Origin of the sequence: Agromyces italicus DSM 16388 (assembly GCF_000421545.1) — a bacterium.
Lineage (GTDB): Bacteria > Actinomycetota > Actinomycetes > Actinomycetales > Microbacteriaceae > Agromyces > Agromyces italicus.
Window position 1 is genome coordinate 631384 of the sequence record NZ_ATXF01000004.1, and the last position, 12520, is coordinate 643903.

11 protein-coding genes are annotated in these 12520 nt (G+C 70.2%); 5 read left to right on the forward strand and 6 right to left on the reverse strand.

What is annotated here, in order from left to right; genetic code table 11:
- Window positions 1–26 precede the first annotated feature (26 nt).
- On the forward strand, window positions 27–2054 hold the full coding sequence (locus H516_RS0103300; protein ID WP_022888299.1) for an acyltransferase family protein: 2028 nt from the start codon (window positions 27–29) through the stop codon (window positions 2052–2054).
- Window positions 2055–2096: 42 nt separating this feature from the next.
- On the opposite strand, the gene H516_RS0103305 is transcribed toward H516_RS0103300, so the two are convergent.
- The gene (locus H516_RS0103305) at window positions 2097–3236 is read right to left on the reverse strand and encodes a glycosyltransferase family 4 protein (protein WP_026378364.1); all 1140 of its coding nucleotides are present in this window, start codon (window positions 3234–3236) and stop codon (window positions 2097–2099) included.
- Window positions 3237–3403: 167 nt separating this feature from the next.
- Here H516_RS0103305 and H516_RS0103310 point away from each other — a divergent pair, with 167 nt between their 5' ends.
- Both H516_RS0103310 and H516_RS0103315 read left to right on the forward strand, forming a co-directional pair.
- Window positions 3404–4354 carry a glycosyltransferase gene (locus H516_RS0103310; protein ID WP_026378365.1) on the forward strand — a complete coding sequence of 317 codons (951 nt, stop codon included), beginning with the start codon at window positions 3404–3406 and terminating at the stop codon, window positions 4352–4354.
- On the forward strand, window positions 4351–5187 hold the full coding sequence (locus H516_RS0103315; RefSeq protein WP_026378366.1) for a glycosyltransferase: 837 nt from the start codon (window positions 4351–4353) through the stop codon (window positions 5185–5187). Before H516_RS0103310 ends, H516_RS0103315 begins: the two co-directional genes overlap by 4 nt.
- Before the next feature lie 29 nt (window positions 5188–5216).
- On the opposite strand, the gene H516_RS0103320 is transcribed toward H516_RS0103315, so the two are convergent.
- From H516_RS0103320 to H516_RS0103340, 5 genes are all read right to left on the reverse strand, one after another.
- Window positions 5217–7163: a DUF6541 family protein gene (locus H516_RS0103320; RefSeq protein ID WP_022888301.1), complete on the reverse strand. Its 1947-nt coding sequence runs from the start codon at window positions 7161–7163 to the stop codon at window positions 5217–5219.
- Between the two features lie 152 nt (window positions 7164–7315).
- Window positions 7316–8521 (reverse strand): glycosyltransferase, encoded by a 1206-nt coding sequence (locus H516_RS0103325; RefSeq protein ID WP_022888302.1) that lies wholly within the window; start codon window positions 8519–8521, stop codon window positions 7316–7318.
- Window positions 8518–9111 (reverse strand): acyltransferase, encoded by a 594-nt coding sequence (locus H516_RS0103330; RefSeq protein WP_022888303.1) that lies wholly within the window; start codon window positions 9109–9111, stop codon window positions 8518–8520. The genes H516_RS0103325 and H516_RS0103330 overlap by 4 nt, the downstream gene beginning before the upstream one ends.
- A 51-nt stretch (window positions 9112–9162) precedes the next feature.
- On the reverse strand, window positions 9163–9540 hold the full coding sequence (locus tag H516_RS0103335; RefSeq protein WP_033196776.1) for a DUF2304 domain-containing protein: 378 nt from the start codon (window positions 9538–9540) through the stop codon (window positions 9163–9165).
- A 5-nt stretch (window positions 9541–9545) separates the two neighbouring features.
- Window positions 9546–10283: a glycosyltransferase family 2 protein gene (locus H516_RS0103340; RefSeq protein WP_022888305.1), complete on the reverse strand. Its 738-nt coding sequence runs from the start codon at window positions 10281–10283 to the stop codon at window positions 9546–9548.
- A gap of 125 nt (window positions 10284–10408) precedes the next feature.
- Here H516_RS0103340 and H516_RS0103345 point away from each other — a divergent pair, with 125 nt between their 5' ends.
- The gene (locus H516_RS0103345; protein WP_022888306.1) at window positions 10409–11512 is read left to right on the forward strand and encodes a DegT/DnrJ/EryC1/StrS family aminotransferase; all 1104 of its coding nucleotides are present in this window, start codon (window positions 10409–10411) and stop codon (window positions 11510–11512) included.
- The gene (locus tag H516_RS0103350) at window positions 11512–12501 is read left to right on the forward strand and encodes a Gfo/Idh/MocA family protein (protein WP_022888307.1); all 990 of its coding nucleotides are present in this window, start codon (window positions 11512–11514) and stop codon (window positions 12499–12501) included. The genes H516_RS0103345 and H516_RS0103350 overlap by 1 nt, the downstream gene beginning before the upstream one ends.
- Window positions 12502–12520: the final 19 nt, after the last annotated feature.

Sequence of the window (12520 nt, forward strand, 5' to 3'; positions counted from 1 at the left end):
CCGAAGCGGAGAGACAGGACCTCCGCTTGACACTCACGACTGCGACTGCCGCCACCGAAACCCGCACGGAGCAGCCGATCGGCCCGCCGATCGCGTATCGTCACGATCTCGACGGGCTTCGCGCGCTCGCGATCGCCCTCGTCGTCGCGTATCACGTGTGGTTCGGCCGGGTCTCGGGCGGCGTGGACGTGTTCCTCATGCTGTCCGCGTTCTTCCTCACCGGCTCGTTCCTCCGACGTCTCGAACGCGGTGGCCGACCGGGAATCCCGCGCTACTGGGCACGCACCTTCGCGCGACTGCTCCCGGCCGTCGCCGTCACCCTGCTCGGGGTGCTGGCCTTGACGGCGATCGCGATCCCCGCATCGCAGTGGCCGTCGATCTGGCAGCAGACCTGGGCATCACTCGTCTACATGCAGAACTGGGTGCTCGCTGCGACGGCGGTCGACTACTACGCGCCGCGCGACGCCCTCACCAGCCCGCTTCTGCACTTCTGGTCGCTCTCCATTCAGGGCCAGGTGTTCGTGCTCTGGCCGCTGCTCATCGGCACGGCCTGGTTCATCCATCGGCGCACCCGGTTCTCGCTGCGAGCCGTGATGCTGACCGTGTTCGCACTCGTGTTCGCCGCCTCGTTCGCCTTCTCCATCGTCGAGACCTCCGCGAACCAGGGTTCGGCGTACTTCAACACCTTCACCCGGCTCTGGGAGTTCGCGCTCGGCTCGATGCTCGCGCTGCTCGTGCCGGCGATCCGGCTCGGGCCGATGATCCGGAGCGTCCTCGGCTGGCTCGGCCTCGCGGGCATCGTCAGCTGCGGGATCGTCCTGGACGTCGCCGGCGGATTCCCGGGGTACCTCGCGCTCTGGCCGACCCTCTCCGCGGCCGCCGTCATCCTCGCGGGGTGCGGTCCGGTCGTGCGCACGTCGCCGTACGCGCTGCTCTCCTCGCGGCCGCTGCGGGCCCTCGGCCGGAACGCGTACGCGCTGTATCTCGTCCACTGGCCGCTGCTCATCGCCGCGATCGCGGTTCGCGACGGCCGGGCTCCCGGCATCCTCGTCGGAACCGCGGTGGTGGGCGCGAGCCTCGTCATCGCCTGGGCGCTCACCACGTTCGTCGAACGCCCCATCCGGCGCCGCGCCGAATCGCCGGCCCGTGCCGTCCTGGTGATCGTGCTCTCGTTCTCGCTCGTGGCCGTCCCGCTTCCGGCGTGGACCGCCTACGCGACGGGCGAGGCCGAGCGGTTGGTGGCCGAGCAGGGCGAGCGCTACCCCGGCGCCCGGGTGCTGCTGCCCGGAGCCGAGCAGGTCGAACCGAGGAAGGAATTGCTGCCCGCGCCGACGATGCTCGATCGCGAATGGGTCTCGCTCGGCGAAGCATGCGAGAACGAACTGCTGCCCGCCGGTGCGCTGGCGGGGGCCTGCGGGCAATCGGCCGGGTCCGGCGAGCGGTTGCTCGTGGTCGTCGGCGACTCGCACGCCGAGCAGTTCATGGGTGCGCTCGTGCCCGTGGCGGAGGCGCAGAACTGGCGGCTGAGTTCGATCCTCAAAGGCGGCTGCGGCTTCGGCATCGACGACGCGACGCTCTCTCGGGAGTGCCGGGAGTGGAACGAGCGGGTGCTCGACCACCTCATCCGGCTGAAGCCCGACGCGGTGTTCACCGTCGTGACGGCGGCCGAGCCCGACGGGCCCGGTGAACGCCTGACTCCCGGCGTGGGTGCCGCCATCGATCAGTTGGACGCTGCGGGCATCGAGGTGATCGGCGTTCGGGACCACCCGCGATTCGCCGCGAACAAGTACACGTGCGCGCTCGAGAACCTCGCCGATCCCTCGGTGTGCGAGGTTTCGGTGGAGCATGCGCTCGCGGCCGTGAACCCGGCTGCCGCGCTCGTGTCCGAGCGGCTCGCGCTCGTCGACCTGACGCCGGCGATATGTCCTGAGGGGACGTGTCGCGTCGTCATCGGGAACACCGCGGTCTACCTCGACAACAACCATCTGACCTGGACCTACGCGAGATCCATGGCGCCCCATCTGGCCGCACAGCTCGGCGTCACCACGGGCTGAGCAGCTTCGCGACGGGACCCGGAGTCCCGTCGGATCGGCAGATCAGAGGTCGGCGTGCAGCTGCCAGACGCGTTCGGCAGAGTCGCGCCAGGTGAAGGCCTGCGCGCGGTCGGTGCCCGCGATCGACATGCGATCGGCCAGCTCCGAATCTTCGACGACCGCGGTGATCGCCGCCGCGAGGCGCTCGGCGTACCCCGCGCCGCCGCCGACGGCGACGGCACGGCCGGCCTCGGCACCGACCTCGACGTACGCGGGGGTGTCGGAGTGGATCACGGGGACGCCCAGGCTGAACGCCTCGATGAGCGAGGTGCCCGAGCCCTCGTCGTGGCTCGGGGCGACGAAGGCGGTGGCGCCCGACAGGACCGTCGCGAGATCCGCCGGGTCGTCGAGCTCGAGCGCCCGAACCCTTCCGCGAGACACGCCGGCCTCCTCGGCGACCGTCGCGAGATGCTGCTCGCCCCAGTTCTCGGGGCCGAGCACGATGATCGGGAGGTCGGGGGAGTCGTCCCGGCCGAGCGCCTCGAGCAGATCGCCCACGCCGTTGCCCGGATCGAGCGATCCGGCGGTGACGAGATACCCGCCCGGCAGTGCGAAGCGCGCCGCGCGGTCGGCGGCGTCGCGCGGGAGCTTGAGGCCGAGGCGCGGAGCGGTGCCGATCACCCGCACCCGGTCGCCGAAGTCGGCGACGAGGGCGAGACGCTCGGCGAGGGCGTGCGTGGGCACGACGACGGCGTCGGCGTGCTTGCGCGCGCGCTTCATCATGGCCTTGTGCCAGGCGACCGTGGTCGGCGTGAGCGACTCGGGATTCGTCCACGCGAGGAGGTCGTGGACGGTGACGACCGTCTGATCGACGCCGGCCGAGGCGTTGTGCCGACGCAACGGTGCGAACAGGCTCGGCGCGTGGATCATTCCGCCGCCGGGCGAGGTCGTGAGACCGAACTGCCACGCCGCAGCGAGTTCGCGCCGCGCGAGGCTCGACTTGTACAGGCCTGCGAGCCCGGGCAGGCGCTCGAGAACGAGCTCGTAGTCGTTCGGCAGCGAGGAGGAGACGACGCCCTCGACCTCGCACCCGGGGGGAGCAGCCGCGATCAGCGACGCCGTGAGCGCCTCGGTGTAGCGGCCGAGCGCTCCGGAGACCGGCGCGACGACCTGGTCGACGATCATCCGGAGTGTGGTGGGCATGCCCCTCCTTCGAATGTCGTACGGTCGAATCACCCAATCTATCGCCCCGCTCCCCGAGAATCTGTCGAGAGCCCGCTTCTGTGGAAAGCCCGGCCCCGCAGACAGGGCAAGATAGTGGGGAGCCTTCCCGGGAGTCGGGGAGATCCTCCCGAGATCAGTGAGAGTCGATGAGTCCGTCACCTGTGCCACCGCGCGTCGTCGCCGTCGTCGTCGCCTACAACCGGGCCGAGCTCCTCGCCGAGGTGCTCGACGCGCTCGGCGCCCAGCGCACCGCGCTCGAGAAGGTCGTCGTCGTCGACAACGCCTCCACGGATGCCTCGGCCGACGTCGCACGCGGGGCGGGCGAACTCGTCGACCTCGTGACCCTGCCGCGCAACACGGGCGGCGCAGGCGGCTTCGCCGCGGGCATGGCCGTCGCACTCGCCGACCACGACCCCGACTGGCTCTGGCTCATGGACGACGACACCGTCCCGACCGAGCGCGCGCTCACCGAACTCCTCGCTGCGGTCGACGGCACCGACCACGTCGTCGCGGGCTCCCGCGTCGTGTGGCACGACGGCACCGAGCATCCCATGAACACCCCGCGCGAGAAGCCCTTCGTCGGCAAGGCGGAGCGCGTCGCCGCGGCGCGCCGGGGCGGCATCCCCATTCGCAGCACCTCGTTCGTCTCGATGCTCGTGCGCGCCGGCGTCGTGCGCGAGATCGGCCTGCCGATCGCCGACTACTTCATCTGGAACGACGACTTCGAGTACTCGACCCGGGCGCTGCGCGGCCGCACCGGGTTGCACGTGCCCGCCTCGGTCGTCGTGCACAAGACCAAGGTGCTCGGCGCGAGCGATGCCGATCCCGGTCCGCGTTTCTACTACGAGGTGCGCAACAAGCTGTGGATGTTCCGGCGTTCCCAGAGCCTCGGCCCGTTCGAGAAGGCGGTGTACGGCGCGTCGAGTGTGCGCCGCTGGATCCGCACCGTCGTGCGCTCAGCCGATCGCACGGTGCTCCGCGACGGGTGGAGGCGCGGCTATCGCGACGGCACCCGCACGAGGCCGCGGCCGAACGCGATGGCCCTCGCCGGCCTCGGGCGCGCGAGCGACGCCGTGGCGGAGGTGGAGCCCGCATGAGCGCGGATTTCTCGCTGCTCATGCCGGTCTACCGAGGCGACGACGCCGCCCATTTCGCGAAGGCGTTCACCTCGAGCGTCGGCGATCAGACGGTCAAACCGGCGCAGGTCGTGCTCGTGCAGGACGGCCCGGTCGGCGATGAGCTCGCGGCCGCGATCGACCGCGTCGTCGAGGCGAGCCCCGTGCCCGTCACCCGTCACGTCATCGACGAGAACGTCGGGCTCGCCCGCGCGCTCGACCTCGGACTCACGCTTTGCGAGCACGAGATCGTCGCCCGCATCGACGCCGACGACATCTCGCTCGCCGAGCGCTTCGCCAAGCAGCTGCCGATCGTCGAGGGCGGCGTCGACCTCGTCGGCACGGGCATGTTCGAGTTCCTCGACGACGGCGGTGCCATCGTCGGCCGGCGCACCCCCCGCACCGGACACGACGAGATCGCCCGCTACGCGAGGTTCCACGACCCGTTCAGCCACCCGACCGTGATGTACCGCCGCAGCGCGGTCGAGCGGGCGGGCGGCTATCAGCCGCTCGGGCTCATGGAGGACTACTGGTTGTTCGCGAGGATGATCGACTCCGGGGCATCCGTCGAGAATCTCGCCGAACCCCTCGTGATGTACCGCGTCGGAGCCGGCGCCTACGCGCGCCGCGGCGGCAGGGCGCAGTGGAGGAGCGAACTGGAGCTGCAGCGGGCGCTGCGGAGGATCCGCTTCACGAGCCGGTGGGAGTACCTGCGCAACGTGACCGTGCGCGGGGTGTACCGCTTCGTGCCCGAAGGGCTGCGGAAGGTCGCGTATCGCCGGTTGATCGCGGGTGGGGGCGCCGCGCGCGACTGACGCGAACCGGCGGTCAGGCCGCAGTCGACTCAGTCGCAGACGACCTTGTAGAGCGCGAGTTCGCCGTCTGCGGCGATCAGCCTGAGGCCGGGCCCTTCGCGGAGCTCGGTCAGCCCGGGGTACTTCTCGGCGCGCTCATCCTCCTCGAAGATGTACTGATCGCCGAAATCGAGGACGTGGGTCACGCCGAGGTCGCGTGCCGATTCGCACGCTTCGGGGGTGGCCTCCGCAAGGCCGTCGGCAAGCGCCCAGTACCCGCCGGGATATGCGCCGCCGACGTGCGGGAACACTGTGCGCAGGCCGGTGTAGGCGTACACCAGGGAACTCCCGTTCCATGGATTGCCCGCGATGACGGCGTCCTCGGGTACCAGCTCGGGGATGCGCTCGAAGAAGGCGGCTTCACGGTCGGAGACCATCATGCTGGCGTCGTCGAGGCGGTACCGGTCGGCGATGACCCGGCTGCTGTCGATGACCGTCGTGGCGTACGGAACACCGATCGCGAGCGCACCGACGATGATCATCGTCGCGAGCGGGCGCAGACCCGCGGTCCGTCGCGACCGATCGCGACCGAGTCGGACCCCCCGGACGAGCCAGCGGGCGACCCGTACGGCACCGAGCGCGGCGAACGGGATCGCCAGCACCGGGGTCAGCGCGGCGAGCCGGTACGAGTCGTTGTACCAGGTCCCGGTGATCGCCGTGCGCAGATCACCCGCCGGCCACGCGATCGCGACCGAGTAGAGCAGGACGCTCAGAAGGTACGCCGCGACAGCCCAGCGGAGCCGAGGCCGCCGTATCGCGACGACGAGTCCGATCAGCATGAGCGCACTCACGACCCAGGCGTAGTCGAGGTCGAGGGGGCTGTTCGTGAGGGCCTCGCGAACTGCCGCCGGAAAGCTCCGGCTGGGCATCCACCCGTTGTCGGACGTCGTCGCCCGGGAGAACGCGAACGCCTCGACGGCGAAGAGCGCCGCCGCCCCCGTCGCCGAGATCAGCGCCGTGCGAACGCGGCGTTCGGGTGCGCTGCGCCGGACGATGCGCACGACCGCGTCGACGACGAGCGGAACGGTGAGCACGAAGAGGCTGAACAGCGCGTTCGGATGCGCGAGCGTCAAGCCCGCGATGACGAATGCGGCGGCGAGGGCGAGTGCGACCGGCCGCATGCCGAGCCGTGGTCGACCCTGGACGAGCGCTGCGAGCAGCGCCAGGGCGATCGGGAGCAGGCTCACGGCCAGCAGATTCGGGTAGAGCACGCCGAACCGCAGAAGCAACGCGGGGAACGCGCCGAAGACCGCGCTGAGGCCGCCGACGAGAACGGCGTGGAACGGCGCGCGGCCGAACAGCACCCGTGCGAAGAACACGCAGGCGACCGACCAGACCACGGACGCGACGACGAGTGCGACGGCGTTCGTCGCGACGGGGATGGACGCACCCGTCAGCTGGACGACGATCGCGACGATCGCGTGCCAGAGCGTCGGATAGAAACCGGTCGTGCGCCCCGGGGTGGTCATGGTCATCGCGGTCGGGGAGGCGTTGCCGGTGTCGAGGATCCACTCGACGGCGTTCAGATGGAAGACCGTGTCGTAGGTCTGCGCCGGATGACCGGGATCGCCGATCTGGGGAGCGATCCAGGCCAGTGCGAGCGTGGAACCCAGGAGTACGCCGAAGAGCTGCGCGAGGAACGGACGACCCCACTCGTTGCGGCCCCCGGGTCGAGGCGCGATCGTCAGTCGACGGCGGAGCAGCAGCAGCGCGAGCGCGACCAGGATCGAGAACCCGAGCGGGGCGAACACCGTCCAGGACAGGCCGATCCACGGCGCGATGACCGACGAGAGCCCGATCGAGGCGACCGATGAACCGATGGCGACGCCGATGAACGCGATGCCGCGGAGCCCGACGGCACCCGCGATCGGCGCGCCGATGCCGATCAGGAGCGCGACGACCGTGGCGAAGACGGGGATGAACTCGAACCAGGTCATCCTGGCGTCAGCCTGCGCCGGCCGAGTCGGCGGACGTACCGACGGGCGATCGGTCGAGACCCCGATCGCACGAGGGGTCGAAAGTCACGTGCTCGGCTCCAATTCTGAGGGACGGTTCATCGTACTCGACACGCCGCGGCCGAACCCGGGTGTCAGCCGAGTGGGCGGAGCACCGCGTCGGCCGCGGCATCCCCGACCGCGCGAAGCGACGCGTTGCCCTCGATCCATGCTGCACGGACGCGCCGCTCCTCCGCCGCCTGTGCTGTCCCGTGCTCGCCCAGCAGTCCGAGCATCGCCGCGGCGACCGACTCGGGAGTGAACGACACGTGGATGCCGAGCGCGTGCTCCTGCACGAGCCTTCCGCCGCTGCTCACGTCGGATCCTGCGAACACGACCGGGGTGCCGCACGCTGCCGCGGCGTAGGTCTTGGTCGGCCGCGCGAAGTCGTAGCCGAGTCCGGGCGCGATGCTCACGAGAGCACCGACCGCCCCGCGGATCCACTCGGCCGATCGCTCGGGGGCGACGACGCCGCCGAAGGCGACGGCGTCGGGAACCGTCTGCGAGGCGAGCGCACGCAGGCTCGCCTCGGCGGAACCCTGACCGAAGAACACGAGCCGGACCTCGGGGAATCGTTCGCGAACGAGGGGGAGCGCCCGGATGAACACCTCGGCACCCTGCCACTCCGACATCGTCCCCGTGTACACGAAGTACGGCGCGCCGTCGTCGGCGACCGCGCCGTCGGGACCGAAGATCTCGGTGTCGATGCCGTTTCCGACGGTGGCGATGCGCTCGCGGTCGACGCCGAATCGAGCGATCCGCTCGGTGACCTCATCGGAGATCGACAGCACGGTCGCGGCGTGCCGCATCGTGACGCCCTCGAGCCGACGGATGATCGAGACCACGAACCGCGGCGCGCCGATCGCGGCGACGCCGTCCGTCCAGATGTCGGCGGCGTAGTAGGCGTAGGGGCGACGTCGCAGTGCGCTGATCGCTGCGACGATGATGCCGGTGGTCGGCGGTGCCTCGGCGACGGCCAGGTCGTACCGGTTCCCGAGGAGCCGGAACACCAGGGGGATGTCGAAACTGAGGTACTGCAGGTAGCCGCGAACGTTTCCGCCGGCGTCGCGAAGCACAGGAAAGCGCGAGATCTCGAGACCGGCGGACTCCTCCTCGACACCCGTCGGCGCTGTGGGCGGCGGAGTCGTGGTCAGTACCCGCACCGTCGCCGATCGCTCGATCAGCGACCGGGCGAGTGCGCGCAGCCGGAACGCGCCGGCGCTGACCTCGGGGGCGAAGAGCCTGGTCGCGAGGACGATGCGGGCAGCGGCGGGGTTCTTCGGAGCCCTCGAGGGACTCACTCAACCACCTCGTGGAGCACGCCGTTCGACTCGGCGTAGCGAGCACCCGTCTGCGGGCAGACCCATGCTCCGTCGCCGGTCTCCTCGAGCGGCACGCCGGCTCGGCCTACCCAGCGTATCCGGCGAGCCGGAACACCCGCGACGAGCGCGAACGCCGGAACGTCGTTCGTGACGACGGCACCCGCCGCGACGGTGGCCCAGGCTCCGATCGTGACCGGCGCGATGCAGACGGCGCGGGCACCGATCGAGGCGCCGCGCTCGATCGTGACGCCGACGGGCTCCCAGTCCGACGCGGTCTTGATCGACCCGTCGGGCGCGATCGCGCGAGGGTACGTGTCGTTCGTGAGCACCGCGGCAGGGCCGACGAACACGCCGTCGGCGAGTCGTGCCGGTTCGTAGACCAGCGCGTAGTTCTGGATCTTGCAGTCGTCGCCGAGGCGGACGCCCGAGCCGATGTACGCACCTCGCCCGACGATGCAGCGCTCGCCGATCTCCGCGCCTTCGCGGACCTGCGCGAGGTGCCAGATCTTCGTGTCGTCGCCGATGCGTGCGTCGGGGGAGACGTCTGCGCTCTCCGCGATGGTTGCCACGATGGACTCCTTCTTGCTCAGGCGGGGACGTTTCGCAGGCGCCTCGGCGCCTCAGGGCTGGGCATCAGGGCGGTCGCGCTTCGGGTCGATCCGCTCTTCGAGCCGCTCCAAGCGTACCTTCTGGAGCGCGGACTCCTCGGCGAGCGTGCGCGTCTTGTCCTCGAGGTCGGTCAGTTCCGCGCTGTGCTGGAGGTTCACCAGGAAGAGCAGGACGATCGAGACGAAGAAGACGAGGTTGCTCGGCAGGCCGACGCCGACGACCGCGGCGAGCCAGGCGACGCTGGCCGGGAACAGCGCAGCCACCAGCGCCAGCGTCGCGGCGAGGATCCACCAGATCGCATGCCGCTCGCGCAGGCGACGGCGCCGGAGGAGCTCGATCACCGAGAAGAGGGCGATCACCGCCGCAGCGACCGAGAGGAGGTACGTCATCGTGCTCACTGTGCGACCTCGGCTTTCGTGAGCTCCACCTTGGAACGAGTCATCGCGAAGATGAGCGCCATGCTCGCGCGCGCGAGGTACGCTGCGGCCCTCACCGGATGGTGGGACGGCACGCCGCCCTGGCGGTCGCGCATCGCCACCGGCGACTGCCGGATCCGGAGCCCGGCGCGCGCTGCGATCACGAGCGCCTCGACGGTGTCGCCGAGGTACTCTGCCGGATACATCTCCGCGAACAACCGCACGGCCTTCGGGCCGCTCGCCTTGAACCCGCTGGTCGCATCGGTGAGCTTCGTGCGGGCGATCCGCCCGATGACCGAGGCGAGGACCTTCATCGCCCACCGGCGAGGGCCCCGGGCGCTGTATTCGCCGGCCCCGGCGAACCGGGCACCGATCACGATGTCGGCCCGATCGAGGTCGGCGACCAGGCGTGGAACGTCTCGAGGGTCGTGCTGTCCGTCGGCGTCGACCTGGACGACCGCCGTATAGCCGTTCCGCAGCGCGTAGCGGAAGCCCGCGCGCATCGCCCCGCCGACGCCGAGGTTGAATGGGAGATCGACCACGACGACACCACGACTCCGGGCGATCGCGACCGTTCCATCGCTCGAGCCGTCGCTCACGACGAGGCAGTCGAGCGCCGGGAGCGCCTCGGATATCTCGTCCAGCAGCGGTCCGAGCGCCTGCTCCTCGTTGTACGCCGGCAGCACGATGAGTGGGCGCAGCGGAGTCGAGGGCATGACGGTGATCCTAGCAATCGCGGGCCTTCGAGGGCGCGAGGGGCGATGGTGGGCGGTTTCCGAGAAGGTAGGCTGGCGGACGTCCTTGTGCCATCGAGCAGATCTACACACGGAAAGGTGGGCTCGTGAGCGGTCCAGAGTTCATCCCTGCGGCGAAGCCGATCATCGGTGACGAGGAACGGGCGGCCGTTGACTCGGTGCTACGTTCCGGCATGGTCGCGCAGGGACCCGAGGTCGCCGCGTTCGAGCGGGAGTTCTCCGACGCGCTGCTCGACGGCCGAGCGGCCGTCGCCGTCAACTCGGGCACGTCCGGTCTGCATCTCGGACTGCTCGCAGCCGGTGTCGGCGCCGGCGATGAAGTGATCGTGCCGTCGTTCACGTTCGCCGCGACGGCCAACTCGGTCGCCCTGACGGGGGCGACCCCCGTGTTCGCCGACATCGAGCCCGATCACTTCGGCCTCGACGTCGCATCGGTCGAGTCGCTCATCACCGAGCGCACCGTCGGCATCATGCCGGTCCACCTCTACGGCCACCCCGCGAACGTCGCCGCGCTCGGTGATCTCGCCGAACGACGTGGGCTGAAGCTCTTCGAGGACGCGGCGCAGGCGCACGGCGCGGCGGTCGACGGCAAGCCCGTCGGCACCTTCGGCGCGTTCGCCATGTTCAGCCTCTATCCGACGAAGAACATGACGTCCGGCGAGGGCGGGATGGTCTCGACCGGAGACCCTGAGATCGAGCGCCGCCTCCGGCTGCTGCGCAATCAGGGCATGCAACGCCAGTACGAGAACGAGATCGTCGGGTTCAACGCGCGGATGACCGACATCCACGCCGCGATCGGCCGCGTCCAGCTCACGAAGATCGGCGCGTGGACGCGCTCGCGGCGGGAGAACGCGGCGTTCCTCGACGCGAATCTCACCGGAGTCGTGGTGCCGCCGGTGGCGGCGGGTGCCGTGCACGTCTACCACCAGTACACGATTCGCGTGCTCGAAGACCGCGACGGCTTCGTGCAGGCGCTGAAGGACGAGCACCAGGTCGGGAGCGGCGTCTACTACCCGATCCCCAACCACCGCCTCCCCTCGCTCGCGGCGTACGCTCCCGGAATCGACCTGCCCGAGACGGAGAGGGCCGCCCGCGAGGTCGTTTCACTGCCGGTGCATCCCTCGCTCAGCGAGGCGGATCTGGAGCGCATCGTGAACGCCGTGAACGCCGTCGCCGGAGCCGGCGCCTGATGGCCGGGCTGCGTGCCGGGATCCTCGGCGTCGGCATGATGGGGCGCCACCACGCTCGGGTGCTGCGCGAGATCGATGGCGTCGACCTGGTGGCGATCGCCGACCCCGGCGGCGACCCGCACGGTGTCGCCGGCGACCTGCCGATCCTGCCCGACATCGACGCACTCATCGACGAGGGCATCGACCTCGCGGTCGTCGCCGTGCCGACCCGTTTCCACGAGGACGCGGCGCTCAAGCTCGCGAGCGCGGGTGTGCACACGCTGGTCGAGAAGCCGATCGCGCACTCGATCGAAGCGGGCCAGCGCATGGTCGAGGCATTCGCGAGCGCCGGACTCGTGGGCGCGGTCGGCCACATAGAGCGCTTCAATCCCGCCCTCCAGGAGCTGCGGCGCCGAATCGAAGACGGGGATGCGGGCGAGGTCTACCAGATCGCGACACGTCGCCAGGGCCCGTTCCCGTCACGAATCGCCGACGTCGGGGTTGCGAAAGACCTCGCGTCGCACGACATCGACCTCACCGCGTGGGTCGCGCAGAGCACCTATTCCAGCATCTGGGCCCAGACGACGTTCAAGAGCGGCCGGCAGCACGAGGACATGATCGCGATGACCGGCCGTCTCGAGAACGGCGTCATCGTCAACCACCTCGTCAACTGGCTGAGCCCCATGAAGGAACGGGTCACGATCGTCACCGGCGAGAAGGGCTCGTTCGTCGCCGATACGGCGACCGGCGACCTCACCTTCTACGCCAACGGCACGATCCCGCTGGAGTGGGAGTCCATGACCGTCTTCCGCGGTGTGTCGGAAGGGGACGTCACGCGCTTCGCCTTCGCGAAGCGGGAGCCGCTCCGGGTGGAACTGGAGTCGTTCCGCGAAGCAGTGCTCGGTCGGCCGAACCACGTCGTCACGATGGAGCAGGGCTTGCGCACCCTCGAGGTCGTCGAGTCGGCGCTCGCGTCGGCACGCGAGGGGACGCCCGCCACCTTGAGGTGATCGGCGGTCGCGGCGCACG

What these genes read in the sequence shown, in the direction of transcription:
- H516_RS0103340 (WP_022888305.1), bottom strand. Translation starts at nt 10,283, where the DNA reads ATGCCCTCGACTCCGCTGCGCCCACTCATCGTGCTGCCGGCGTACAAC.
- H516_RS0103335 (WP_033196776.1), bottom strand. Translation starts at nt 9,540, where the DNA reads ATGACGTACCTCCTCTCGGTCGCTGCGGCGGTGATCGCCCTCTTCTCG.
- H516_RS0103305 (WP_026378364.1), bottom strand. Translation starts at nt 3,236, where the DNA reads ATGCCCACCACACTCCGGATGATCGTCGACCAGGTCGTCGCGCCGGTC.
- H516_RS0103350 (WP_022888307.1), top strand. Translation starts at nt 11,512, where the DNA reads ATGGCCGGGCTGCGTGCCGGGATCCTCGGCGTCGGCATGATGGGGCGC.
- H516_RS0103315 (WP_026378366.1), top strand. Translation starts at nt 4,351, where the DNA reads ATGAGCGCGGATTTCTCGCTGCTCATGCCGGTCTACCGAGGCGACGAC.
- H516_RS0103310 (WP_026378365.1), top strand. Translation starts at nt 3,404, where the DNA reads ATGAGTCCGTCACCTGTGCCACCGCGCGTCGTCGCCGTCGTCGTCGCC.
- H516_RS0103320 (WP_022888301.1), bottom strand. Translation starts at nt 7,163, where the DNA reads ATGACCTGGTTCGAGTTCATCCCCGTCTTCGCCACGGTCGTCGCGCTC.